This is a genomic window from Paracoccus sp. SY, assembly GCF_002901215.1.
GTDB classification, from domain to species: domain Bacteria; phylum Pseudomonadota; class Alphaproteobacteria; order Rhodobacterales; family Rhodobacteraceae; genus Paracoccus; species Paracoccus acridae.
The window spans coordinates 12,923-37,458 of sequence record NZ_NWMQ01000018.1 but is presented as its reverse complement, the minus strand read 5'-3'; the positions used below and the strand labels follow the sequence as shown (position 1 = coordinate 37,458).

The 24,536-nt window shown below is 61.0% G+C and carries 18 protein-coding genes; 12 read left to right on the top strand and 6 right to left on the bottom strand.

Annotated features, from left to right (window positions below; genetic code table 11):
* The first annotated feature begins 86 nt into the window (after positions 1 to 86).
* The 5 genes from CK944_RS13775 (at position 87) to CK944_RS13755 (ending at position 6,435) form a co-directional block, all read left to right on the top strand.
* Positions 87 to 1,235, top strand: coding sequence for an ABC transporter ATP-binding protein (locus CK944_RS13775; RefSeq protein WP_103173644.1), 1,149 nt, complete (start codon positions 87 to 89; stop codon positions 1,233 to 1,235).
* Entirely contained in the window at positions 1,232 to 3,013 is a 1,782-nt protein-coding gene (locus CK944_RS13770; RefSeq protein WP_103173643.1) for an ABC transporter permease subunit, read from the top strand. Before CK944_RS13775 ends, CK944_RS13770 begins: the two co-directional genes overlap by 4 nt.
* A 29-nt stretch (positions 3,014 to 3,042) precedes the next feature.
* Positions 3,043 to 4,119, top strand: a complete 1,077-nt coding sequence (locus CK944_RS13765; protein WP_103173642.1) for an extracellular solute-binding protein — start codon at positions 3,043 to 3,045, stop codon at positions 4,117 to 4,119.
* Positions 4,120 to 4,212: 93 nt separating this feature from the next.
* Complete coding sequence (locus CK944_RS13760; RefSeq protein WP_103173641.1) at positions 4,213 to 4,968, top strand: IclR family transcriptional regulator; 756 nt, start codon at positions 4,213 to 4,215, stop codon at positions 4,966 to 4,968.
* Positions 4,969 to 4,992: 24 nt separating this feature from the next.
* Complete coding sequence (locus tag CK944_RS13755) at positions 4,993 to 6,435, top strand: NAD-dependent succinate-semialdehyde dehydrogenase (RefSeq protein WP_103173640.1); 1,443 nt, start codon at positions 4,993 to 4,995, stop codon at positions 6,433 to 6,435.
* 166 nt (positions 6,436 to 6,601) lie between these two features.
* Here the strand turns inward: CK944_RS13755 and CK944_RS13750 are convergent.
* The 5 genes from CK944_RS13750 to CK944_RS13730 form a co-directional block, all read right to left on the bottom strand.
* Positions 6,602 to 7,827 (bottom strand): IS3 family transposase gene (locus CK944_RS13750; protein WP_103173639.1). Its coding sequence is split into 2 segments (ribosomal slippage): positions 6,602 to 7,485 and positions 7,485 to 7,827, totalling 1,227 coding nucleotides; the frame shifts between segments, so codons are not numbered across the junction.
* A gap of 283 nt (positions 7,828 to 8,110) precedes the next feature.
* Positions 8,111 to 8,812 (bottom strand): SDR family NAD(P)-dependent oxidoreductase, encoded by a 702-nt coding sequence (locus CK944_RS13745; RefSeq protein WP_103173638.1) that lies wholly within the window; start codon positions 8,810 to 8,812, stop codon positions 8,111 to 8,113.
* A 114-nt stretch (positions 8,813 to 8,926) separates the two neighbouring features.
* The gene (locus CK944_RS13740) at positions 8,927 to 9,712 is read right to left on the bottom strand and encodes an IclR family transcriptional regulator (protein WP_103173637.1); all 786 of its coding nucleotides are present in this window, start codon (positions 9,710 to 9,712) and stop codon (positions 8,927 to 8,929) included.
* A 92-nt stretch (positions 9,713 to 9,804) separates the two neighbouring features.
* Complete coding sequence (locus CK944_RS13735) at positions 9,805 to 11,391, bottom strand: hydantoinase B/oxoprolinase family protein (RefSeq protein ID WP_205049037.1); 1,587 nt, start codon at positions 11,389 to 11,391, stop codon at positions 9,805 to 9,807.
* Positions 11,392 to 11,405: 14 nt separating this feature from the next.
* Positions 11,406 to 13,460: a hydantoinase/oxoprolinase family protein gene (locus CK944_RS13730; RefSeq protein WP_103173635.1), complete on the bottom strand. Its 2,055-nt coding sequence runs from the start codon at positions 13,458 to 13,460 to the stop codon at positions 11,406 to 11,408.
* Positions 13,461 to 13,890: 430 nt separating this feature from the next.
* Here CK944_RS13730 and CK944_RS13725 point away from each other — a divergent pair, with 430 nt between their 5' ends.
* From CK944_RS13725 to CK944_RS13695, 7 genes are all read left to right on the top strand, one after another.
* Positions 13,891 to 15,420, top strand: coding sequence for an ABC transporter substrate-binding protein (locus CK944_RS13725; protein WP_103173634.1), 1,530 nt, complete (start codon positions 13,891 to 13,893; stop codon positions 15,418 to 15,420).
* An 80-nt stretch (positions 15,421 to 15,500) separates the two neighbouring features.
* Positions 15,501 to 16,448, top strand: coding sequence for an ABC transporter permease (locus CK944_RS13720; protein WP_103173633.1), 948 nt, complete (start codon positions 15,501 to 15,503; stop codon positions 16,446 to 16,448).
* Positions 16,445 to 17,257 carry an ABC transporter permease gene (locus CK944_RS13715; RefSeq protein WP_103173632.1) on the top strand — a complete coding sequence of 271 codons (813 nt, stop codon included), beginning with the start codon at positions 16,445 to 16,447 and terminating at the stop codon, positions 17,255 to 17,257. Before CK944_RS13720 ends, CK944_RS13715 begins: the two co-directional genes overlap by 4 nt.
* Before the next feature lie 14 nt (positions 17,258 to 17,271).
* Positions 17,272 to 19,095 (top strand): ABC transporter ATP-binding protein, encoded by a 1,824-nt coding sequence (locus tag CK944_RS13710; protein ID WP_103173668.1) that lies wholly within the window; start codon positions 17,272 to 17,274, stop codon positions 19,093 to 19,095.
* 34 nt (positions 19,096 to 19,129) lie between these two features.
* Positions 19,130 to 20,536, top strand: coding sequence for an FAD-binding oxidoreductase (locus CK944_RS13705; RefSeq protein ID WP_103173631.1), 1,407 nt, complete (start codon positions 19,130 to 19,132; stop codon positions 20,534 to 20,536).
* A gap of 109 nt (positions 20,537 to 20,645) precedes the next feature.
* Positions 20,646 to 22,112, top strand: coding sequence for an aldehyde dehydrogenase (gene aldA / locus CK944_RS13700; RefSeq protein WP_103173630.1), 1,467 nt, complete (start codon positions 20,646 to 20,648; stop codon positions 22,110 to 22,112).
* Positions 22,113 to 22,670: 558 nt separating this feature from the next.
* A complete protein-coding gene (locus tag CK944_RS13695) occupies positions 22,671 to 23,498 on the top strand; it encodes an alpha/beta fold hydrolase (RefSeq protein ID WP_239986073.1) in 828 nt (275 codons plus the stop codon).
* 153 nt (positions 23,499 to 23,651) lie between these two features.
* Here CK944_RS13695 and CK944_RS13690 read toward each other — a convergent pair whose 3' ends face one another.
* Positions 23,652 to 24,527, bottom strand: coding sequence for a carbon-nitrogen hydrolase family protein (locus CK944_RS13690; RefSeq protein ID WP_103173628.1), 876 nt, complete (start codon positions 24,525 to 24,527; stop codon positions 23,652 to 23,654).
* Positions 24,528 to 24,536 lie beyond the last annotated feature (9 nt).

Here is a 24,536-nt window from a genome sequence, read left to right as displayed (position 1 = left end):
CCTCGACAGATTTTCTTGACAGACCAAAGATACGCTGAATTATAATATACAGAATGACGTTCTATAATGTGGAACGAGGAGGGCCTATGGCGGAGACAATGGCGCGGCGCGAAATGCGTCTCGGTAAGCCAGTAACAGCAGCGGCCGAGACCATACGTTCACCGGATACGATCGGCGCGGGCATCGCGATCCGTGATGTTGTTAAAAAGTATGGCGCCTTTGTGGCCGCAGACCGCATCAGCCTGGATATCGAACCCGGTGAATTCATCACGTTGCTTGGCCCTTCGGGCAGCGGCAAGACGACCTTGTTGAACCTGCTCGCGGGGTTCCAGACCATTGATGGAGGGCAGATTCTTGTCGATGGCGCCCCCATCCAGAACGTTCCAACCCATCGTCGCGGCTTTGGAATGGTGTTCCAAAGCTATGCGCTGTTTCCGAACATGACGGTGGCGCAGAACGTGGGCTTTCCGATGCGCATGGCGCGCATGGATCGTGCAACAACCGACCGCCGCGTAGCAGAAACGCTGGAAATGATGCGCCTATCCGAACATGCGGCCAAGCTGCCTGCGCAGATGTCAGGCGGACAGCAGCAGCGCGTGGCGATAGCCCGTGCTATCGTAATGCGTCCACGCGTCGTGCTGATGGATGAACCTCTGAGCGCGTTGGATCGCCGTCTCCGCGAGTCGATTCAGATCGAGATCCGCGACCTGCACCAGACCATCGGCAGCACAATCCTGTTTGTGACCCATGATCAGTCCGAAGCGCTGACCATGTCCGACCGGATCGCGGTGATGGATGCAGGCCACATCGTCCAGGTCGCCCGACCGGCCGAAATTTATCGCCGTCCGCAAAGCCGTTTTGTCGCGGGGTTTGTTGGGGAAAGCAACCTAATCGACACGCAGGTGGTAGGCCGCAACGGACGGATGGTGACACTGCGCACACCCGGCGGACACATTTTCGAGGCGGAGTCGCGCAATGGCGTCCAGGGGGACAAGGCCACCGTGCTAGTCCGTCCCGAGCGGATTGCCTTACATGATGGACCGGTCCCTTGCAGCCTGCCCGCGACTGTTACCTCTGCCCTGTTCTTGGGCGAGTTGCTGCGCATCGAGGTTGTGCTGGACGACGGGCAGACCCTTCTGATCCGCTGCCCCGACATCGCGGCGCGTGACCTGCCGCCGGTTGGCACGCGCCTCCATATCAGCTGGGGCGCGGGCGAGAGCTGGGTTTTGTCATGAGCGATATAAACCTTGCTCTGACTGAACGATCCGGGTTGGCGCAGCGGCTGAGATCTCCAGTGCTGCTGCTGGTACCGGCGGTGCTGTTTCTGTCCGTTATCTACCTGTTGCCGCTGATCGACCTATTCCGGGTCAGCATGTCAGGGCCCACATGGCTTACCCACTTTGAGCGGGTGTTTTCCATCCCGCTTTATTGGGAATCGCTGTTGCGGACCATGCAGATCGCGTTCACGGTCGCTTGCTTGTGTGTCCTGCTGGGCTATCCAACAGCGCTGCTGATTCACAGTACGCGGGGCATCGTGCAGATGCTGATCGCTGTTGCGGTCATCCTTCCCTATTTTATTGCGATCCTGATCCGAACCTATGCCTGGATGGTGCTGCTGGGTCGCAATGGTCCGATTAACAAGCTGCTGCAGACACTGGGCCTGATCGACACGCCGCTCGCGCTGCTGTTCAATCGGGGGTCCGTCCTGCTAGCCATGACGGCGGTGCTGCTGCCGCTGATGGTCTTGACGATTTATGCCTCGGTTGCCCGGCTGGATCACAGTCTAACACGCGCTGCGTTGGCCTCGGGGGCGGGGCCGCTGGCGGTATTCTGGCGCGTCCTGCTGCCCCTCACTTTGCCGGGGATCGGCGCGGGCTTCTTGTTGGTCTTCGTGGCTGGGTTGGGCTTTTTCATCACGCCGACGCTGCTGGGCGGCCCGGGCGACCAAATGTTCGCCATGCATATTACCCAGCAGGCCGATTCCATCACCGGCGAGGGATTCCTGCAGGCCTTAGCGGTTGTTCTGCTGGTCATTACGCTAATCGCGGTGGGTATCGCAGGCCGCATCATGGGGTTCGAGTTCATCTGGGGCGGCAACAAGCTAGGTGGCGGAGCGGCCCAGTCTAATAGCACACTGGTGAACCGCACGCGTCAGCAGCGTCGCGGACCGGCCATGATACTTGCCGATCTGATTGGTTGGCCGCTGCTGCGCCTGATGGGGCAACTGCCTGCCGGGTGGGGGCACTGGACTGTGCGCATCATGGGTGGGTTCGTGATCGCCACGCTGGTCGTGCCAATTATCGTCGTTATGGTGATCTCGTTTAGCAAGGCTAGCTATCTGACCTTTCCGCCACCCGACTGGTCGCTGCGCTGGTACGACAAATTCTTCTCAGACAGCAACTGGATGGCGGCATTCTGGAACTCGGTAGGTATTGCGTCGCTGTCGGCCGTGATTTCGGTCTTTCTGGGTGCTACGGCCGCCATGGGGATCGTGCGCAGCAACATCCGCTACAAGTCCGCCTTGATGCTGCTGCTGGTCAGCCCGATGATCGTACCGCCCGTCGTTCTGGGCCTGTCGCTCTACGCGCTGTTCCTTCATCTGGGGCTAGTGGGAACCTATCTAGGCCTTGCTGCCGCCCACGCCATAGGTGGCATCCCGATCGTCGTTGTGATCGTCGCAGCGTCGTTGCAGGCGGTGGACCAGCGTTTGGAGCAGGGCGCTGCCGTCCATGGCGCATCGCCGCTGACGGTGTTTCGCACTGTAACCCTGCCCGCCATCGCGCCCGGGCTGGCAGCCGCCGTGTTCTTTGCTTTTCTGCATTCGTTCGACGAGCTGGTATTGTCGCTGTTTCTCTCCAGCCCTCGCATGAAGACCCTGCCGCTAATGTTATGGGCAGACATCAACTATCAGCTGAACCCGGTCCTGGCCGTCGTTTCGACGCTGGAAGTGCTGCTGGTCGTGGGTGGAATCATCCTAGCCCGGCCCGTGCTGACCAGGGGACGAGCCGCCTGAATCACGAAAATTCAATGGAGGAGGATAGAATGTTGCGTATGAACAAAATGACGGGGATGGTATCGGCGTTAGCGATGGCCGCGCTTTTGCCTGGCGCTGCGCTGGCGGAGGGCGAAGTGGTCATGCAGGATCCGGGCGGCGCCTACGGCGACGCGCTTCGTGAAGTCATGTATGATCCCTTTGAAGAAGAAACTGGTATCGACGTGGTGACCGTGCAAGAGGCGCGATCAGGCCCCCGTATCAAGGCTCAGGTCGAGGCGGGCAAGACTGAATGGGATCTGACCTTCATCTTCGACCAGGAAACCAAGCTGCTAGGTGACTGCTGCTTGGCGGACATCGACTATGCCAGGTTGTCGGAAGGCGCGCAGAAGACCCTGGCCACAATGCCGGACAACCTGAAGCGACCCAAAGGGGTGGCATTGCAGGTTATCGGTGTTGCTATGGTCTATAACACGGATGTCTATGCCGAGGCCCAGCCCGCAAGTTGGGCTGATTTCTGGGATGTGGAGAAGTTTCCGGGCAAACGCTGCCTGCCTGCGTGGCCGCGGTTCGTCATGGAGGCGGCGCTCATGGCAGATGGGGTAGCCAAGGAGGATCTTTACCCCATAGACATGGACCGTGCGCTGAAGAAGATCGAAGAGATCAAGCCACATGTGTCGAAGTGGTGGACGACCTCTGCTCAGGCCCCGCAACTGCTGCTGGATGGTGAGGCTGACATGTGCATGGCCTACACCGGATCGTCCTCGATCCTTGCTCTTGAAGGTGCGCCACTGGATGTCGAATGGAATCAAGGTTTCGTGTATTACGACTTCTTTGCCATTCCGAAGGACGCCCCGAACTATGACAACGCACTGAAGCTGCTTTCTTGGCGTTTGGAGGCTGAGCGCGCAGCAGAATTGACCTCGACCTATCCAGTCGCACTGCCCTCGCCCCTGGTGTTCGAACAGGCCGACCCGGAAATTAGCAAGTACTGGGCCAACAACCCCGAGAACCTTGCCAAGGCAATCGAATGGGATCCCAACTATTGGGGTGCAGCATCGGGGCAGGGGACGACTACCAATGAAGAACATGGTCAAGAGCGTCTGAACTCGCTGTTGGCCGGTTGACCTCCAAGCCAACTTGTTTGCAACGGCTCCAGCCTTTGAATGAACCTTATTGCGGGCCAACCGGCCCGCGACTGCAAAGAAAGACCAGACTCTATGGACAAGTCATTCATCAAGGGTTTGCGGTTGATAGAGGCGCTTGCGTTAAGTGACCAGCCTCGCGGCATAACAGAACTGGCCAGTGATTTGGAACTGACGAAAAGCAACGTGCACCGTTTGCTCGCGACCTTGGTTTCCCAGGGTTATGTTCGCCAGGTGCCGCCACAGAATCACTATGTGCTGACGACCCGGATTTGGGAACTTGGGAATAATGTCATCCGGCGCATGGATCTGACCCAGGTAGCCCGCTCGGCCATGATCCGGCTTGCCGAACAGACGGGAGAGACGGTGCATTTGTCGATGCTGGAAGGTGTGGAAGTCATTTATCTGGACAAGATCGAAAGCGCCCATCACATTCGGGCCCATACCAGCGTCGGTGCCCGAGCACCGGCCTATACAGTTGCCACTGGCAAGGCGATGTTGGCCTACATGCCAGATGAATATCTAGACCGTTTTGATGGCCATATGGTGCGCTATACGGACACTACGCGGACGAGTGTAGCTGAACTGCGACAGGATATCCGTCTTGCACGGGAGCAGGGTTATGCTCTCGTATCGGAAGGTGAATGGCGCGACGGTATCGCGGCTTGCGCCTGTGCCATCCTCAACAGATCGGGAGAACTGGCGGGCGCCATTGGCATGTCCGGACCAGATTCTCGTATCAAGCGCAAACAGCTAAAAGAGATCGCACCTCATGTAGTCGCCGCAGCGCGGGCGATTTCCGCGGCGTTGGGCTATGCCCCCCGTCCATGATTTCGTCTGCACGAAAGGAACCTCATGACCTCCGAATATCCTGACACGCTGCTGTTCATCGACGGCGGATGGCGCCAAGCCAAGGGCGGCCGCATCATTGAGGTGACTGATCCGTCCAATGGCGACGTGATCGGCAAAGTCGCACATGCTGAGGTCGCCGATCTCACTGATGCAGTGGCTGCGGCCGAACGCGGCTTCAAGATCTGGAGCAGGACAGGCGTCTTTGATCGCTACCGCCTCATGCGCAAGGCGGCCGATCTGCTGCGAGACCGAGCCGACGGAATTGCCGCAATCATGACCCGCGAACAGGGCAAGCCCCTCAACGAGGCCAAAGGCGAGATTTTGGCAGCCGCCGACATCATCGAGTGGTTTGCTGAGGAAGGCCGCCGCGCCTATGGCCAAATCATTCCGTCGAGGTCAAACGCGGTCACGCAGATGGTGCTGAAACTGCCTGTTGGACCAGTGGCTGCCTTCACGCCGTGGAATTTTCCGATCAATCAGGTGGTCCGCAAGCTTTCGGGAGCTCTGGCCGCCGGCTGTTCGATCGTTGTCAAGGCACCAGAGGAAACCCCGGCTTCGCCCGCCGAACTGATCCGCGTCTTTGCCGATGCCGGTGTTCCTGCAGGCGTAGTCAATCTTGTCTACGGCGTGCCAGCAGAAATTTCAGAGTATCTGATCGCACATCCCGGCATCCGTAAGATTTCCTTCACCGGATCAACATCCGTCGGAAAGCATCTTGCGGCTTTGGCAGGTCGGCACATGAAGCGTGCCACCATGGAACTTGGGGGACATGCGCCCGTCATTGTTTGCGAGGATGCTGATGTCTCCCGTGCGGCCAAGGTCATGGCCGCCAGCAAGCTGCGTAATGCAGGACAGGTGTGCGTTTCACCAACACGATTTCTGATTCAAAAGGATGCATTTGAGCCCTTCCTGCACGACTTCAGCGCAGTAATGGCTGGTGCCAAGGTTGGCAGCGGATTTGAACAAGAAGTTCAGATGGGGCCGTTAGCTAATGAACGTCGAGTAACAGCATTGCAAGCGCTGGTCGGGGATGCGGTGGACCAGGGCGCGCGGTTAGTTACTGGGGGCGAACGGATTGGCAATAGCGGAAACTTCTTTGCACCTACGGTTTTGGCTGAGGTGCCATTGTCGGCCCGGATTATGCATGAGGAGCCGTTCGGACCAATAGCCATAGTCAACCGCTTCGCCACATTGGATGAGGCTATCACTGAGGCAAACCGCCTGCCATTCGGTCTTGCCTCTTACGCGTTTACCCGCTCGGCTGAGGCAATGCAGAGGCTCGGGGAAGAGATTGAAGCTGGTATGATGTCTATCAATCACTTGGGACTGGCTTTACCTGAGGTGCCTTTTGGCGGTGTACGCGAATCCGGCTACGGTACCGAGGGTGGCTCTGAGGCAATCGATGCCTATCTAGTTACTAAATTTGTGACACAAACACCAAGCTAATTAGTGGATCTCCCTTTGGTCATAGGATCATAGAGGCGATGTGCTGCAAGGTTCGCCCACAGATACCCCGTTAGTTGCTCCATAATACCCGTTCAGGTCCAGCGTAGGTAAGAACATCTACGCTGGATAAGTATAGACGTGGTCTTGCCCCCATTTCACCGGACACTCAGGCTGTTGCGATTTGGGCTGCAATGAACTCGCGGGGCGAGCGCATCTTCAAACCTGAGTGCGGGTGGTTGTCGTTGTAATCCTCGATCCAGCTTCCGATCAACTCAAGCCCAGTCTGGGCATTCGGCAGCGGCGTCACCTGAACATAGTCGCGCTTGAGCGTCTTCACGAATGCCTCCGAGATGCCGTTGCTCTGCGGGCTGCGGATCGGCGTGAAGCAGGGCTTCAGCCCGAGTTGACGGGCGAAGATCTGGGTATCCTTTGCGATGTAAGGCGGCCCATTGTCGGTCAGCATCTCGATTGTCGCTGGCGCGCGCAGTGCCTTGAACCGCCGCTCCACGGCTTCGAGCATGATGTCGCGGATGTCGGACCCGCTGATCCCGGCATTGACCACTGCTCTCCAGGCGATGATCTCGCGATCATGAGCGTCAATGATGAAGGCGCCGCGGACGATGTCGCCGTTCCAGCAGGCGAACTCGAAGCCATCTGAACACCAGCGGAGGTTCGAGCGTATCACGATGACCTTGCCGTCATGGATGTGCTGCGGCCGCTCGCAATACTTGCGGGCCAGCAGCAGGTTGTGTGCTTTCATGATCCTGTATGTGCGCTTGTGATTGCACGGCGCCAAGCCTTCCGATCGCAGTTGGCGGTTCAGGATTGCGGTGATGCGACGGTAGCCATAGGTCGGCCGCGCCGCCACGAGTGCTGTGATGAGCGGCACCAACGCCGCGTCTTGCGCTTTATGGTAGCGCCGCCGCGGCTTCGCTTTGCCCTGCAGCCGGTTGACCAGGTTGGAGCGGGAAACCCCCAACATCTCGGCCACCGCCTTCACTGGAAACCGCCCTTCAATGGCGACCCCGCGAGCAAGGTCGGTTTTTTTACCCGTGACTTGTCCAGGGCTTCCCGCAAGATCTCTGCCTCCAGCGTCTTGCGGCCAAGCTGGCGCTCAAGTTCACGGATGCGGCTTTCCATCTCGCGAACCACGCGATTGCTGGTCACATCGTCGTCTTCGGTCACCGCGACGCTTCCCCCTTCCAGCATCAGACGCCGCCAACGATACAACAGGTTTGGCGCCACGCCATTGCGCCGCGCCACGACCGAGATGCTGGCCTGTCCATCCAGCGTCTCCTCGACGATCCGCAGCTTCTCGGCGGCAGTCCAACGGCGCCGACGGCCGCCATCGGTGATGATTTCGATCTCTGACATAAGCACGTGCTTAGGCATATGCCTAAGCCTCCATGGTTATGCCCAAGTGTCCGGTCGAATTGGGGGCCAGTTCAAGACGGCTATCAGACGTGCTTGTGAGGATGTTCGCTCCTCGAACCGTTTGCTCTCCCTACAGATGCCTTTGCGGGTGCTGAAGGCTTCCCACCTGAAACACCCAAGTCCCCGATACGTGAGTTCGGCGTTTGATAATCCTGTTCATCGCGCAGGCTAACGAGGTGGAAAGTTATCTTACTGAATCAATGAAGGTCCACCTTAAACCGAAACCGTATAGGTGATCTCGTCAGTAGCAATCCTCAACCGTCCAATGAACCGGAATATCGGCGATAGAGGCGGTGGAGGGCAGTTCCAACACCATGGCAACGATACAAGCGATATCCTCGGGCTGGGTCAGGGCAGTGCTGTCGGCGGCCAGGCTTGACGCCATGTCGGTGGCGACAAAGCTGGGGCAGATCGCCGTAGTGCGGATGCGGTTATCGCGGCCGCATTGGCGCAGGCCATGCGCCAGCCCCATCAAGGCAAATTTCGAGATGCCATAGAGTCCCGAACCTGCGGATTTCACCCTTTTGCCAGAAAGTGAGGACATGAGGACGATCCGCCCAGCCTGCAGCTTTTCGGACCCGGTTTCGCCAAGATGCGGCCAAGCCAGTTGGGCAAGCCGTAGGGGTGATTTTACATTTACGTCCATCAACCGGTCAAATTCGTCGCCGCCTGCCTCCAGCACGGTGGCGCTGCTGTGGATGCCGGCATTCAGCACCAGGCCGTCCAAGCGACCGAAACGGGCTATCGTTTCCTTCATCCACTGCTGCTCGGACGCGGGGTCAAGGGCATCATAGCGGCAGGCAAGCACCTCTGGACCGAAAACGGGCGCCTCCTCGGGGCGTCGCAGGCCAAGACTGACCTGCCAGCCTTGCGCCTGCAGGCGCAAGGCGATTGCCGCACCTATGCCGCGCGACGCACCGGAAATCATCGCCACACGAGTCATCTGATGTCCTTTCTGCCGGTAGAAAATCCCCGGCGTTGCTGAGATAGCGGGCGGAGCGGGCAAGCAGCACCTCTTGCGGGAGGAAAGGGCGCGTCAAAACGGAGCGCGCACAACCTAACTACCCTCTGCGCGAGGCGCGATCTCGGCCTGACGACGGGCCTCGGCAATCGCCGCCTGCATGGTGGCAACAGCCTTTTGCTCTGCCGCCTCGTCCAGCATGTTCAGCGGCGCCATCAGAGAAATAGCGGCTTCCATCCCGCGCAAGTCATCATCGACCAGCGGAACGGTGAGGGTAAGGCTTTCGATCCCGGCACTGCGGCGGATGCCGCGCACGAAGCCATGCAGTTTGAAGCTCTCAACCTCTTCTTCGATCAGACTGAGGGGAATGCCCCAGTCGGCCAGGGTGTCCTTGTTCAGCGACAGGCAGCGCTCGCGGCTGCGGGCATCCATTTGCGCCAGGATGCACGACCCCGAAACCCCGACGCCCAAGGGGATCCGCCCGCCAATGCCGCTGACATAAGGCTGAGCGGCGATCTGGCCGTTCTGATAATCCAGACAGACCGTCTCCAACCCGGATCTTGCCATCAGATAGGTGGAAAGCTGGGTGCTGGCGGTGATCTCGATCAGGGCGGGACGATAGGAGGCGACAATTTCATTCAGGCCGGGGCTGCGCAGGGCAAGCGCATAGGTGCCTGCACCCAGCCGATAGTTGCCGCGATTGCCGCTTTGCACTACCAGTCCGTGATCGGCCAAGGCGACAAGTGTTCGATGGACCGAGGATTTCGCCTCATCCGTGGCTTCGGCCAAGGCTGCCAGCGCCATGCCGCGCCGCCCAGCCTGCCCCAGAAGGATCAGGATCTCGGCCGCGCGTCCGGCATTCGAAGACGATTGTTTGGCCAAGGACTTCTCCTGCTAGGCGGCGTTTTGCCCGCCAATCCACCCACCCTTTCGGGATTGGTTGGAATGGCGGGCAAGTCAAGCTTTTCGAACGATCAGACGAAGCGCTTTTCGCGCAGGTCGCGTGCCCGCAGATCATCCAGGCGCAGGGCCGGATCGCCATAGCCGCCCGCGCCAGGGGTGACGATTTCCAGCACATCTCCGGGTGCCAGATCGACCGAAGCGCGCTCAAAGCCGTTCCGGATCCCGTTCAGGGTAAAATGGCCCGAAGCACCCGGCTTGCCGCCCTCAAGACCCCAAGGCTGCGAGGTCAGCCGTGCGCCCATCACCTGCACGCGGCAGGCCTTTTCGGCGCGATAGACCCGGCGCAGACCCATGCCGCCGACGAAGGTGCCGTCGCCACCCGACCCATCCACCAGTTCATAGCGGCGCAGGGTGATCGGGTATTCGTTTTCCAAGGCCTCGACTGGCAGGTTCGAGGTGTTGGTCATGTGGACATGCACGCCGTCCAGACCATCCTTGTTGTGGCGCGCGCCAAAGCCGCCGCCGATGGTTTCAAGATAAACCCAGAGCGAGCCATCCTCGCGTCTGCCGTTGAAGCTTGCCACCGCAACCGAGCCGTTCGAGGCTGCCGTCACCCGGTCAGGCACCACTTGGGCCAAGGCGCCATGGATCAGGTCCACGACCCGCTGGCAGGCGGTGATCCGGCCATCCACGGCCGCTGGATGGGCGCAGTTCAGCAGCGTGCCCTCCACCGCATTGACGGTGATCGGGCGGGCAAGACCCGCATTCGGCAGGATCGTCGGATCGACCACGGTCTTGATCGCGTAATAGACGGTGGCCAGCAGCGCGGTATAGACTACGTTCAGACCTGCGGCGACCTGCGGCGGGCTGACGAAATCGAAGCTGATCTGGTCATCCTTCACCTCGATGGTGACCGAAAGATCAAGCGGTACTTCCAGCGCCTCGCTGTCGAAGGTATCCGAGAAGCGATAAACGCCATCCGGGATCGCCTTGATGCCCGCACGCATCTTGCGCTCGGCGTAATCCATCAGATCCTCGCCCGCAGCCAGAACCATGTCCAAGCCGTATTTGGCGCAAAGATCTGTCATGCGGATGACGCCCAGCCGGTTGGCCGCGATCTGGGCGCGCAGGTCCGAGATCCGCTCGGCAGGCACCTGGCAGTTCAGAAGGAACATGCGCTGGATATCCTCCTGCAGCTCGCCCTTGCGATAAAGACGGACCGGCGGGATGCGCAGTCCTTCCTGATAGATATGGGCATGGCCGCGGTCGGCAAAGTCCGAATGATGGGCGGTGTTGATCGCCCAGGCCACCAGCTTGCCTTCGACGAAGATCGGCTCGGCGATGACGATGTCGGGCAGATGGGTTCCGCCGCCCTCATAGGCATCATTGCCCATGAAGACATCGCCCTGTTCGATGCGGTCCTCTCCGAAATGGCGCAGGATCCAGGGGATGAAGCCGATGAAGCTGCCCAGGTGCATCGGAATATGCTCGGCCTGGCAGAGCATGCGGCCCTGTGCATCAAAAAGTGCAGTCGAGCAGTCGCGGCGTTCCTTGATATTGGTGGAATAGGAGGCGCGCACCAACGCCTCGCCCATTTCCTCGACGGTGGAGGCGAAGGCCGAGCCGATGACCTCGACTGTGATGGGGTTCAGTTTCATACGCGTCGCCATATTCACTTCGCGGCCTCCAGGATGAGGTTGAGATAGGCATCTACGGTTGCAGTCTGGCCCAGCGGCACGACAGTGGTGGTGTCCATCTGGTCGATGATCGCGGGACCCGCGACGACGTTCCCGGCTTTCAGCAGGGCGCGGTCATAAAGCTTCGCCTCCACGAAATCGCCTGCCTCCACCATCCAAACCGGACGCGCGCCGGTGATGGCGGCCGAGGCATCGGCGCCTTCCAGCGGTTGCGGCGCGAATTCGGCCTTTTGCACCAGACCGGCGGCTGCGGCGCGGAAAGTCACCAACTGCATCGGCTCGCCTTCAGCGATGAAGCCGTAAAGCTGCTTGTGCGCGGCGAGGAAGCCCGCCCGGATCGCCTCGAAAGTGGCCTGGGTGATCGGTCCTTCTGGCAGAATGACGGGAATTTCATAGTTCTGCCCGGCATAGCGGACATCGACGGTCAGGGTCACCTGGCGGGCATCGGGAACAATGCCCTCCGATGCGAACCAGGCGCCCGCGCGCTCAGTCAATTCGGCATAGATCGCCCCTACGCCTTCGATCGTGGCATCATCCAGCCGCATCAGATTGGTGATCGAGAAATCCGACCGCAGATCGGTCATCAGCAGGCCCATGGCGCAAAGCACGCCCGGAGTTCGAGGAATCAGCACGCGGCTCATCCCCAGTTCACGCGCCAGACGCGCAGCCTGAACCGGGCCTGCGCCCCCGAAGGCCACCAGCGTATAGTCGCGCGGATCGTGGCCACGCTGGACCGAGATCACCCGGATCGCCTTGGCCATGTTGGCGATGACGATGTCGAGGATGCCATTGGCGGTTTGCAGCATCTCCATGCCCAGCCTGTCGGCCAGCTTCTGGATCGCGGCGACCGAAAGGTTACGGTCGATCTTCATCCGGCCGTTCAGCAGATATTCCGGGTTCTGGGTCTGAAGGACCACGTTGGCATCGGTCACGGTCGGCTCATCATTGCCAAGACCATAGCAGGCCGGGCCGGGATTGGCGCCGGCACTGCGAGGACCGACTTTCAGAAGCCCGCCGTTATCGACATAGGCGATCGAGCCGCCGCCCGCACCCACGGTATGGATGTCAAGCATCGGCACCTTCAGCGGATAGCCATGGACCACTGCCTCGTTGACAACGCGGCAACTGCCGTTGGTCAACAGCGCCACGTCCGAGGATGTGCCGCCCATATCGAAAGTGATGAGGTTCTCGATGCCGGTCATCTTGCCGATGGCCTGCGCGGCAACCACCCCGGTCGAGGGGCCGGAAAGCACCGTGCGCACGGGCATTTCGGAAGCGGTATCAAAGGCGATGACCCCGCCGTTCGACTGGGTCAACTGCGGTGCGACCTTCACGCCGATGTCGAAAAGCTTCTTTTTTAGCGCGCGGACATAGCCCTGCATGACCGGACCGAGATAGGCATTCACCACCGTGGTGGAAAGCCGCTCGAACTCGCGGAATTCTGGCGCGATGGCAGAGGACACTGCGGTGAACGCCTCGGGGAACTCCTCGGCGATGATCGCGGCGGCTCGGCGCTCGTGTGCGTCGTTGAGAAAGCTGTAAAGGAACGACACGGCGATGGATTTCACGCCTTCGGCCTTCAACTCGCGGATCGCGTCGCGGAAGGCATCCTCGTCCAGTGCCTCTTCCACGCTGCCATCGGCGCGCAGGCGCTCCCTGATCCCTAGGCGAAGGTCGCGGCTGACCAGCGTTTCCGGCTTGTTGGCTTGCAGATCGTAAAGATCGGGGCGCTTCTGGCGGCCGATTTCCAGAAGGTCGCGGAAGCCGTCGGTGGTCACAAGGCCGGTCTTCACGCCGCGTCCCTGGATGAGGGCATTGGTGGCAACCGTGGTGCCATGGCCCAGAAAGCCGATCTCGCCGGCTTCTGTGCCGACACGTTCAAGCCCTTCGGTCACGCCCTGGGTAATGCCGCGCGAAGGATCGTCGGGCGTCGAGGAAACCTTCCAGATCACCACCTCGCCAGTGGTGTCGTTGAACAGGCAGACATCCGTGAAGGTGCCGCCAGAATCCACGCCGATACGCCAAGTCATCAATGAAATCCCCGCTCTGTTGGGCGTCTTGTCCGTGATCGGCGGATTGATCTGGTGGCCCGCGAAAGAAGATCCATATCGAGCCGCGTGTCCTGCCGATTTCCACGGCATATCAGGCGCCAAAATTGCTTCAGGTCAACACTATTCTCAAAATCGGCACAACTTTGTTAATAAGTTCTGTTTATAGGAATAAAGTGCTCGGCTGTAGCTGTGAAGCAGGCAAGAACAGCGTCAAATCCTTCCTCATATTCCTATAATGAGAACTATAATAATTTTCACATCTGATAGATAGAATATTCTTGACCGGTCGAAAGCTGAGTCGCTAACGTCAGCCTCAATCCCGGTCGATGGAGGCGCTGAGGTGCCGACCAGACGGCTATAATGGAACACCTTCCACATCTGGCGGGCAGAAAAGCAGGGAAGCTATCGCATGAAACTGAATAGACGCAGCCTCTTGCAGGTCGCGACCGCCTCGGCAGCGCTTGTGGCGCTTGGCGGCCGCTTTGCCCAGGCGCAAGGCACCGAAGTGCTTCGAATCGGCCTTTCCACCTATCCGCCGCACCTGCGTCCCTGGGTGAACGTCGGCTACTCGGGCCATCTTCTGTGCGCGCTGATCAACCGCAACCTCATCAACTATGACGAAGCCGGGCAACTGGTCGGAGACTTGGCCGAAAGCTGGACCAACGACACGCCCACAAGCTGGCTGTTCACCCTGCGGGATGCGAAGTTCCACGATGGAAGCCCCGTGACGGCGGCCGATGTGGAATGGACCTTGGCGCAAATCGCCAGCGACGGCTCGGGTGCTTACATGTTCGACGCACTGAAGCCGATCACCGGCATCGAGGTTGTGGATGAGCGCAGCTTCCGCATCATGACCGATGCGCCCCTGGCGACCGTGCCTGCGCTGATGGCCTATCCCTTCCTGTCGATCTTGAAGGCGGATTCCACCGACGACGAGGAACAGGGTATCGGTGCCGGCCCCTATCTCATCGGCTATGCCGAGAAGGGCGTCTCGATCGACCTGGAGCCGAACAAGCATTACTACAAGGAAGGCCTGCCGCCCCTTAAGGGCATTACGATCACGCCCTATGTCGATGAAAGCGCGCGCGTGGCAGCGCTGAAGGCGGGCGATGTCGATCTGATCGACTATGTCCCCTGGTCTGCCATGGCCGCCGTCGATGAGGACGAGGCGCTGGATCTGCACAAGGTTGATGCGGGCGCCTTCATGTATCTCAGCTTCAACGGATCGGGTGTCTTTGCCGATCCCCGGCTGCGCCAGGCGGTGGCGCTTGGCCTGCGGCGCGACGAATTCGTGGAGTCGGTGTTCTTTGGCTATGGAGCCGAGATGACCGGCCTGCCGCGCAGCCCTTCCTCGCCCTATTACAACGAGGCTCTGGCCAGTATCTGGGGCTATGACCCGGACAAGGCCAAGGCTTTGCTGAAAGAGGCAGGTTACGAGAACGGGCTGGAGGTCAGCCTTCTTTCCACCTCGCAATATTCCATGCACCGCGACGTCGCCGTGCTGGTGCAGGCCCAACTGGCCGAGATCGGCATCAAGGTGAACCTGACCATGCCCGACTGGGCGACCAAGGTGAACCTTGGCACCAAGGGCGTGGGTGATTTCGGGGTCCAGGGCATCGGCCTTGACAACCTTGATCCCGATGGCGTCACCACGCTGATCGACCCCAGCCTTTCGCCTACCTACCTGCGCAGCCGCGGCTTCGAGGTCGAAGGCCTGAGCGAGCTTCTGGAAGCGGGCCGGTCCGAACTGGACGAAGCCAGGCGGATCGAGATTTACCGCCAGGCAGACGAACTGGTCGCCGCTGCCACGCCGGTTGCAGGCATCTGCTACCGCGCGACGGGATTTGCCTGCCGCAAGGAGGTGACCGGGCTGACGATGCTGCCCGACCAGCTATCGCCCTTTTCTTCGGTGCTGTTCGACAAGCTGAACCTGAGCTGATCCCGGACAGGGACTGCCCGCCGGGCGCGTGCCTGCCGCGCGCCCGCATCCACTGATTTCTGCAAACGAAAGGCGGCCTGATGGGATGGTTCCTTCGACGCGTGGCCCAGAGCCTGCTGATGCTCTGGGTGGTCATCTCACTGGTCTTCCTGTCCATCAACTTCGTGCCTGGTGATCCGGCTGAACTGCTGCTGGCCCAGGATGGCGGTTCGCCCGATCCGATCATGGTCGAAATGCTGCGCGAGGAACTGGGGCTGAACCGCCCCATGCTGGAGCAATATACCCGGAAGATGGGCGATCTGTTGCAGGGTGATCTGGGAACATCCATCGTGGATGGCAGCCCGGTCGGCCAAGAGGTGATGCGTCGCCTGCCGCGTACGCTGGAACTGATCGGGGCGGCGGGGATCCTCAGCCTGCTGATCGGGATTCCGGCGGGGGTTCTGTCGGCCCTGCGTCCGCGCAGCCTTTTCAGCCGCATCGCCGCCCTGCTGGCCGGAACCGCGCAGTCAATTCCGGTTTTCGTCCTTGGCACCTTGTTCGTGATCTTGTTCGCAACGGTGCTCGGTTGGCTGCCTGCCGGCGGCTTCACCCCCTTCGGCCGGGATCCGGGGCGGCACATGATGCTGCTGATCCTGCCTGCGGCCACCATCGCCCTTGGCCTGTCGGCCATCGTTTTCCGCATCACCCGCGCCTCGATGCTGGATGTTCTGCCCCTAGACTTCATCCGCACCGCGCGCGCCAAGGGCGTGCCTGCCCGCCGCGTCATCATCCGCCACGCGCTGCGCAATGCGCTGATGCCGGTCATCACCGTCTTTGCCCTGCAGCTGGGGGGCCTTCTGGCCGGGACCGTGCTGGTCGAGACCGTGTTCAACTGGCCGGGCCTGTCGGGGATGCTGGTCGCCGGCGTCAATGCCCGCGACTATCCCGTGGTGACCGGAGTGATCGTTGTCGTCTCGGCCTTCTACATCGGGCTGAACCTGTTGGTCGATGTCATCTATGGCTTAACCGATCCGAGGGTGCGCAAATGAAAAAAGCCTTCAAAAGCCCGCCGGGCATCCTTCTGCTGGCTATCCTGGCCCTAGCCTTCATCCTGCCCCTGTTTCCCCTGCCGGATCCCTTGGCCATCGATGTCGATGCACGTTATGCAGGCCCGTCGGCTGCGCATCTGCTGGGACAGGACGAATATGGCCGCGACCTGATGTCCCGGCTGATCCATGCCATGCGCTCTGCCATTGTCATCTCGGGCGGGGCGGCGCTGCTGGCGGCGATCATCGGCGTCACCATTGGCATCGTCGCGGGCTATGTGCGCGGCATATCCGAGGCGCTGTCGCTGCGGGTGATGGATGTGATCCTGTGCTTTCCGCCGCTGCTGCTGGCCATGCTGGCTGCCACGCTGTATGGCGCCGGGCCGAAAACGCTGGTACCGGTGCTGGCACTGGTCTTCGTGCCCAGCTTCACCCGCGTGGCCCATGCCAGTGTGATGACGGTGCGCGGCCAGGAATATGTCGATGCGGTCAAGCTGATGGGGGCATCGGCGCCGCGCATCATCTTTCGCACCATCCTGCCCAACATCGCCGGACCGCTGTTCGTGCAGTTCAGCTTTGTCGTCGTCATGTCGGTGGTGCTGGAATCGGGTCTTTCCTATCTGGGCCTTGGCGTCCTGCCGCCGGAACCTTCGCTGGGGATGATGATCGGCTCGGCCCGGGCCACATTTGCCGATCAGCCCTGGCTTCTGTTTGCCCCCTGCATGGCGCTGGTTGTTCTGGTGCTGGTGCTGAACGCCTTCTGCGATCACCTGCGCCATGTCTTCGATCCCCGCAACGGCTCGGGCGCATGAGAGGGATGAAGGACATGACAAAGGCCAGAACCCCGCTGTTGCAGGTGTCGAACCTGACCGTGGGCTTCCAGACCGGCCCAGGCTACCGCGATGTGGTGCGCGACGTGAGCTTTTCCGTCGCCGGTGGCGAGACACTGGCGATCGTCGGCGAAAGCGGCTCGGGCAAGAGCGTGACATCAATGGCGCTGATGCAGCTGCTGCCCCGCGCGACATCGCGCATCACCGGGCGGGTGGAGTTCCAGGGCACCGATCTTCTGACCCTGGATGAGCGTCGGATGGAAAGGATCCGGGGCGACCGCATCTCGATGATCTTCCAGGAGCCAATGACCAGCTTGAACCCGGTAATGACCATCGGGGCGCAGATCGCGGAATCCATCCTGATGCACCGCCGGATCGGCAAGGCCCAGGCAAGAGCCGAGGCATTGGCGATGATGGACCGCGTTCGCATTCCCTCGGCCGCCGGGCGCTTCGACGATTATCCGCACCAATTTTCGGGCGGGATGCGCCAGCGGGTGATGATCGCGGCGGCCCTGGCATGTCAGCCCGACCTGCTGATCGCCGACGAGCCCACGACAGCGCTGGATGTGACGATCCAGGCGCAGGTTCTGGACCTGATCAAGGAGCTTCAGGCCGAAAGTGGCATGGGCGTGATTTTCATCACCCATGACATGGGCGTGGTGGCCGAAGTCGCCGACCGCACCCTTGTCATGTATCATGGTGACGTGATCGAGGCCGGCACGACGACGCAGATCTTCGATGCACCCTCGCAGACCTATACCCGCGCGCTTCTGTCGGCGGTGCCCCGGCTGGGGTCGATGGCGGGGATTGATGCGCCCACGCCCTATCCGGTCTTCGACATCGCCGAGGGCCGGATGTCACCGCCCGCAGAGCGTCCCGATACGCTGCAAGCCGATCAGCCGCCGCTTCTTGAGGTGAAGGATCTGAGCAAGCGTTTCGCGATCCAGTCCAAGCTGTTGAAGCGGGTGACAGCGCGCGTCCACGCGGTCGAGGGAGTGAACCTCACCTTGCGGCGCGGAGAGACGCTGTCGATCGTCGGCGAAAGCGGCTGCGGCAAATCCACGACCGGCAAGCTTATCACCGGCCTGCATCCCCGCGACGAGGGCGAGGTGGTCATCGCGGGGCGCAAGCTGGACCGCGTGTCAGCGGCCGAGCGTGCCCATGACATCCAGATGATCTTCCAAGATCCCTATGCCAGCCTGAACCCTCGGCTTCGGGTGGGCGAAGCGATCACCGAGCCCCTGCGCATCCACGGCACCGTGCCGCGCGCCCAGGAAAGAGAAGTTGCCGCCCAGCTGCTGGACCGCGTGGGACTGAAGGCCGAGATGGCGGACCGCTTTCCGCACGAGTTTTCCGGCGGGCAAAGGCAGCGGATCTGCGTGGCGCGTGCCTTGGTGATGAAACCCAAGGTCATCGTGGCCGATGAGGCGGTTTCCGCGCTGGATGTCACCATGAAGACCCAGGTCGTCAACCTGATGATGGATCTTCAGGCCGAGATGGGCCTGGGCTTCCTGTTCATCAGTCATGACATGGCGGTGGTGGAACGCATCAGCCACCGTATCGCGGTGATGTATCTGGGCCAGATCGTCGAGATCGGCCCACGGGCCGAGATCTTCGGCAATCCGCGTCATCCCTATACCAGGCGGCTGCTGTCGGCGGTGCCGGTCCCCGATCCCGCCCGTCGCAATCAGCGTGGCGCCGTCCCGGTGACGGAACTGAAAAGCCCGATCCGCCCGCCTGATTACCGCCGACCGGCGCAGCACTACACGCAGGTTTCCCCGGACCATTTCATTCTCGAGACCGGGGCGGAATCGCTGTGACCTCCCTTGCCTCCACCATCCGAGAAGCAGGAAAATGACCAAGATCTCTGTTCCCGTCACGCCTTTCACCGGCGACAGCACCCTTCCGAAAGCCGTCGATGTGGTGGTGATCGGTGGTGGCATCATCGGGATCACCACCGCGCTGGAACTGGCCGAACGCGGCGTTTCGGTGGCTGTCTGCGAAAAGGGTGTGATCGCGGGCGAACAATCCAGCCGCAACTGGGGCTGGACCCGCCAGATGGGTCGCGACGAACGCGAACTGCCTTTGTGCATGCATTCGGTCACGCTCTGGTCGCAGATGAATAACCGGATTGGTCGTGACACCGGTTGGCGGCGGACCGGCATCGCCTATCTGTCCTATACCAGGCGCGATCTGAAGGGCTGGCTCAACTGGGCCGAAATCGGCAAACGCCACGGGTTGGATGCCCGCATGCTGAGCCAGGCCGAAATCGCCGAGAAGCTGCCCGGCAACAATGGCGGTATTCTTGGCGTGCTGCACACCGGCTCGGACGGGCGGGCGGAACCCTGGATCGCGGTTCCCGCGATGGCCGAGGCCGCGCGCGAGAAAGGCGCTCATATCCTGACGAATTGCGCCGTGCGCGCGGTAGAGACCAGTGCGGGTCGGGTATCCTCGGTTGTGACCGAGCGAGGCGAGATCCGCTGCTCCTCGGTGGTGCTGGCAGGAGGCATCTGGTCGCGGCTGTTTGCCGGCAACATGGGCATCGATTTTCCGCAACTGAAGGTGATTGGTCCGGTCGCGCATGTCGATGGCGTCGAGGGGCTGACCGACATGCCGGTAGGGGCGGGCGATTTCGCCTATCGAAAACGCATCGACGGCAGCTTTACCGTGGCGGTGCGCAACAAGAATCTGGCTCCGCTGACGCCCGATCACTTCCGCCTGCTGACGGAGTTCTTCCCCACCTTCCTGACCACTTGGCGCGAACTGAGCCTGCGCTTCAACGGCACCTTCTTTGAAGAACTGATGACCAGGCGCAAATGGCGTCCCGATCAGCAGTCGCCGTTCGAGGCAATCCGTACCATGGATCCGCCATCCAGCAGCGCCTTTACCCGCGCCGCCTTGCGCAATCTGACGCGGGCCTTTCCGGGCTTTGCCAAGGCGCGGGTGCTGCGCGAATGGGGCGGCGTGATGGATGCCACCCCGGATGCAATCCCGGTGATCAGCCCGGTCCATACCCGCCCCGGCTTCTATCTGGCCTCGGGCTTCTCGGGGCATGGCTTCGGCATCGGGCCGGGGGCCGGGCAGCTGATGGCGGATCTGATCACGTCCGATACGCCCTCGGTCGATCCGGCTGTCTTCGACATCGCCCGGCTGCGCCCGAAATACGGCCGCGCTGCCGCAGGGATCAGCGCGCGGCACGCAGACCAAAAGGCAGGTTGGGACACGGGCGCGATCAGCCGGAAAACCGTTCTCAGGCCGTAGGCGGTCTTGAGACAGACATCCGGCCTTCGTTGGTGAAGGCCTTGCAACACCCGAAAGCCGGTGTCGTGGCCCTGGCCACTATCCGACTTGCTGAATGGAGGATCACAGCATGACCCGCAAGATTTCCAACGGCTTCTCCGAGAAGCCGCAGGATTACCGCAACTATGTCGATGGCGCCTTCACTGCCGCCAGCGGCGAGATGATCGAGGTGACTAACCCCGCGACCGGCGCGCTTCTGGGCCGCATCCCGGAAACTTCAGCCGCCGAAGTGGACGCCGCGGTCAGGGCCGCGCGCGCCGCGCAAGGCGATTGGGAAAAGCTGCCCGCCATCGAACGCGCAGGCTTTCTGCGGCAGATCTCGGCCAAGGTCCGCGAACATCGCGTCGAATTAGCCGACGTCATTGTCAAGGAACAGGGGAAGATCCGCAGCCTTGCCCAGGTCGAGGTCGATTTCACTGCCGATTACATCGACTACATGGCCGAGTGGGCGCGCCGGATCGAAGGTGAGGTGCTGACCTCGGACCGTCCGAATGAGACCATGCTTTTGCTACGAAAGCCACTGGGCGTCGTGGCGGGGGTGCTGCCCTGGAACTTTCCGTTCTTTCTGATCGCGCGCAAAATGGCGCCGGCGCTGGTGACCGGAAACACCATTGTCATCAAGCCCAGCGAAGAAACTCCGCTGAATGCCTATCTGTTCGCCGAACTACTGGCTGAAACCGATTTGCCGAAAGGCGTCTTCAACCTGGTCGGCGGGCGCGGGCGCACGGCGGGTGAGGCGCTGATCGCGCATCCCGGAATCGACCTGATCACCTTCACCGGAAGCGTGGCGACTGGCTCTCACATCATGCAGGTGGCAGGCCGCAACCTGACTAAGGTGAACCTGGAACTAGGCGGAAAGGCACCGGCCATCGTGCTGAAGGACGCCGATCTGGATCTGGCGGCCCAAGCGATCCATGCTTCGCGCGTGATCAACACGGGCCAGGTCTGCAACTGCGCAGAACGCGTCTATGTCGAACGCGAAGTCCACGATGCCCTAGTCGAAAAGCTGAAGACGCTGTTTGAGGAAACCCGCTATGGCGACCCCTCGGCAGAGGACGACCTACACATGGGTCCACTGATCAACCAGGCCGGCCTGGACAAGGTCGCCGAGGCCGTGAAAATGGCACGCCAGCAAGGGACGACGGTGGTCACGGGCGGGGATCATGCGGATCTGGGGCAGGGGTTCCACTACAAGCCAACGCTGATCACCGGAGCGACGGCTGAGATGGACATCATGCGCCACGAAACTTTCGGCCCCGTCTTGCCCATCCAGATCGTGGACAGCCTCGACGAGGCGATCTCACTGGCCAATGACAGCGACTATGGCCTCACCTCGTCGATCTATACCCGCGACCTGAACTCGGCCATGCAGGCCGCGCGCGAGCTGAAGTTCGGGGAGACCTATATCAACCGCGAGAACTTTGAGGCAATGCAAGGTTTCCACGCAGGCCGCCGCAAGTCGGGCATCGGCGGGGCGGACGGCAAGCATGGACTCTATGAATTCACCACGACTCATGTCGTATACATCAAAGGCTAGATCGCCTAGCTCTTGCCCGCCAAGCTCACTGTAGCTTGGCGGGCATATCGAAATCAAAATGCGTTTGAGCCATAAAAGAACGCTGCCAGCAGTGTCCCAGTATTGGGAGTTGGACAGAGGTGGGCTTTCGGAGAAAGCTGATGAAGCATTTTCCTTTGCTGATACCTCTAGGATCCATAACACTGGTACTGCGTGGACGATTTAAAGGCCTTGATCCCAAAGTCTCTGCAAGGAACAAGGCTGGCCCTGACATGCCGGCGCCATGACCTGCATCCGTAGCAGTTTCGCCCGCACATGGCGGCCCATGGTTCAATGCCGCTCGATTGCGGTTTCGTCCCATACGGCTATGGTTGTCCGCGTGAGCCCACACCTGCGGACATACGCCGCTCCACGTCGGCTGTTTCTGGTTCGAAACCTGCTGTTGCGGCCGTAGCCTGATCGGGCAATCCGATCCACCAGATGATGGAACTGGTGGCCCCGTCAGATTGCAGAATGCAGCCATCAAGAGAGAGCATGACAAACCCCCGAGAGCGTTACTGGGTGATAGACGACCTTCCCTTGACCGGACTTGCGTGGGGACCGGAGGACGGAACGCCTGTGCTGGCGCTGCATGGATGGATGGACCATGCTGGCAGCTTCCAGATTCTGGCGCCGCTCCTGCACGGCTGCCATGTGATGGCCCTGGACCTGAGCGGGCAGGGCCACAGCGGCCATCGCGCAGCCCATGCCACATACAACATCTGGGATGATCTTCCCCAGATCGTCGGAGTGCTGGATCAGCTTGGCTGGCAGGACTGTGTTCTTCTGGGTCATTCCCGCGGCGCAAACATCTCTGCGCTGCTTGCAGCAGCGCTGCCCGAAAGGGCCCGGGCCTTTGTCACCTTGGACTCACTGGTGCCAGAGCCCACCAAAGATAGCGTCGTTGCCACGCTGCGGGAGTTCTTCCAGCAGACGCGTAGCCAAGCCGAGCGTCCAGCGAGAATCTTCAAGGACCGGGATGCCTACATCACCCGCCGTGTGAAGCAGGGCAATTCCGTTGGGACTGCAGAGGCGCTTGCCGGCCGAGCCCTTGAGGAAACGCCTGAGGGGTTCCGGATGCGCGGTGATCCACGGCTATTTGCCCGTTCCGCCATCAAGCTGACGCAGAGCCAGATCGAGGACGTTCTGCAGGCGATCCAATGCCCGGTTTTGAACATCTGGGCCACCAAGGGTATCCTGCAGTCCCGCCCCAGGTTCGCCGGTCTGGTGCGACGGGCTGAGGACCTTGTCTCGAACTACGAGAAAATCCAGCTTGCCGGCGATCATCACCTCCATCTCGAGGCTAATGCCGCCCGTCAGATCGCCAAAGCCGTGCTGGCGTTCCTGGAACGGCATGGCCTTCGGTGACAAGAGAGGGCTCATCAGGATAGTATGCCTCCCAAGATGACGGCCGGTTGAACCCAAAGCCACGGTATGAATAAGCGTCGGACCCAATGCCCCAACTGCGCGCAATCCTTTGTCCTCCGCCATACTGGGATACACCTGGTCCAGCCATCAGCGTCAAAGATGCGACGGCCAGTTGCGGTAAAGCCTAGCCCGACGGCGACGATCCTTGAAGGTCGTGGCGGCACCGCTTGCGCGGTTCTCGTGGAGCAGATCAAGGTTGATCGTGCCGGTGACCGCCATTTCCACGTTGATTTGTGCTTCCGCGATGATGCCTGCCGGATTGTCCCAGGCCATGTCGCAGGGACCCAGGATAGAGCTGCGCGCCCATCCGTCGGGCAGGGGAGCGCCAGGCTGTCCGCCAAGGCAGCAATGGACCTGGTACACCTGGTTTTCGATGCAGCGCGACTGGGCGCAATGCCTCACGCGCCAGAAGCCCTGTTCGGTAAAGGTGGCCGAGGGCGTCAGGATCAGCTCGACCCCCTGTTCGGCAAGCGCGGCCGCACATTCGGGGATCTCGGCTTCATAGCAGATGTTGAAGCCCACCTTTGCGAAGGGCAATTCGAAGGCCTCCATCCTGTCGCCCTCGGAGGTGGACCAGTTCGCCTCGGCAGGGAAGATGTGGGTCTTTGAATGCCTGTAATGCTCTCCATCCGGCCCGAAGAGATGGGCGATGTTCTCGTACCGCCCTGCCGAGACCTCTTCGAGATGCGAGCCTGCGGCGATGAACTGGCCGCGGCGCCTGGCCTCGGACCGGAAAAGCTCGTGATAGGCCTCGGTATGCTCAGCGATCCTGACCAGCTCGGCAATCGGCCGGTCCCGCCACGCGGGCAGCGTCGTGAAAAGCTCGATGGTGAACAGTTCGGGAAAGATCGCGATGTCCGAGCCGCCTGCCTGGTCCAGAAACGCGCGGACCCGCGCCGCCATGTCCTCGAAGCTGCTGATTTCCCGCACCAGATACTGGCAGGCCGTTATGGTAACCTCACGCGGCATGGTTTTCCC

Bases quoted from the DNA above. Each gene is read 5' to 3' on its own strand.
- CK944_RS13775 (WP_103173644.1), top strand. From the start codon at position 87: ATGGCGGAGACAATGGCGCGGCGCGAAATGCGTCTCGGTAAGCCAGTA.
- CK944_RS13770 (WP_103173643.1), top strand. From the start codon at position 1,232: ATGAGCGATATAAACCTTGCTCTGACTGAACGATCCGGGTTGGCGCAG.
- CK944_RS13765 (WP_103173642.1), top strand. From the start codon at position 3,043: ATGTTGCGTATGAACAAAATGACGGGGATGGTATCGGCGTTAGCGATG.
- CK944_RS13760 (WP_103173641.1), top strand. From the start codon at position 4,213: ATGGACAAGTCATTCATCAAGGGTTTGCGGTTGATAGAGGCGCTTGCG.
- CK944_RS13755 (WP_103173640.1), top strand. From the start codon at position 4,993: ATGACCTCCGAATATCCTGACACGCTGCTGTTCATCGACGGCGGATGG.
- CK944_RS13745 (WP_103173638.1), bottom strand. From the start codon at position 8,812: ATGACTCGTGTGGCGATGATTTCCGGTGCGTCGCGCGGCATAGGTGCG.
- CK944_RS13735 (WP_205049037.1), bottom strand. From the start codon at position 11,391: ATGAAACTGAACCCCATCACAGTCGAGGTCATCGGCTCGGCCTTCGCC.
- CK944_RS13730 (WP_103173635.1), bottom strand. From the start codon at position 13,460: ATGACTTGGCGTATCGGCGTGGATTCTGGCGGCACCTTCACGGATGTC.
- CK944_RS13725 (WP_103173634.1), top strand. From the start codon at position 13,891: ATGAAACTGAATAGACGCAGCCTCTTGCAGGTCGCGACCGCCTCGGCA.
- CK944_RS13720 (WP_103173633.1), top strand. From the start codon at position 15,501: ATGGGATGGTTCCTTCGACGCGTGGCCCAGAGCCTGCTGATGCTCTGG.
- CK944_RS13715 (WP_103173632.1), top strand. From the start codon at position 16,445: ATGAAAAAAGCCTTCAAAAGCCCGCCGGGCATCCTTCTGCTGGCTATC.
- CK944_RS13710 (WP_103173668.1), top strand. From the start codon at position 17,272: ATGACAAAGGCCAGAACCCCGCTGTTGCAGGTGTCGAACCTGACCGTG.
- CK944_RS13705 (WP_103173631.1), top strand. From the start codon at position 19,130: ATGACCAAGATCTCTGTTCCCGTCACGCCTTTCACCGGCGACAGCACC.
- aldA (WP_103173630.1), top strand. From the start codon at position 20,646: ATGACCCGCAAGATTTCCAACGGCTTCTCCGAGAAGCCGCAGGATTAC.
- CK944_RS13690 (WP_103173628.1), bottom strand. From the start codon at position 24,527: ATGCCGCGTGAGGTTACCATAACGGCCTGCCAGTATCTGGTGCGGGAA.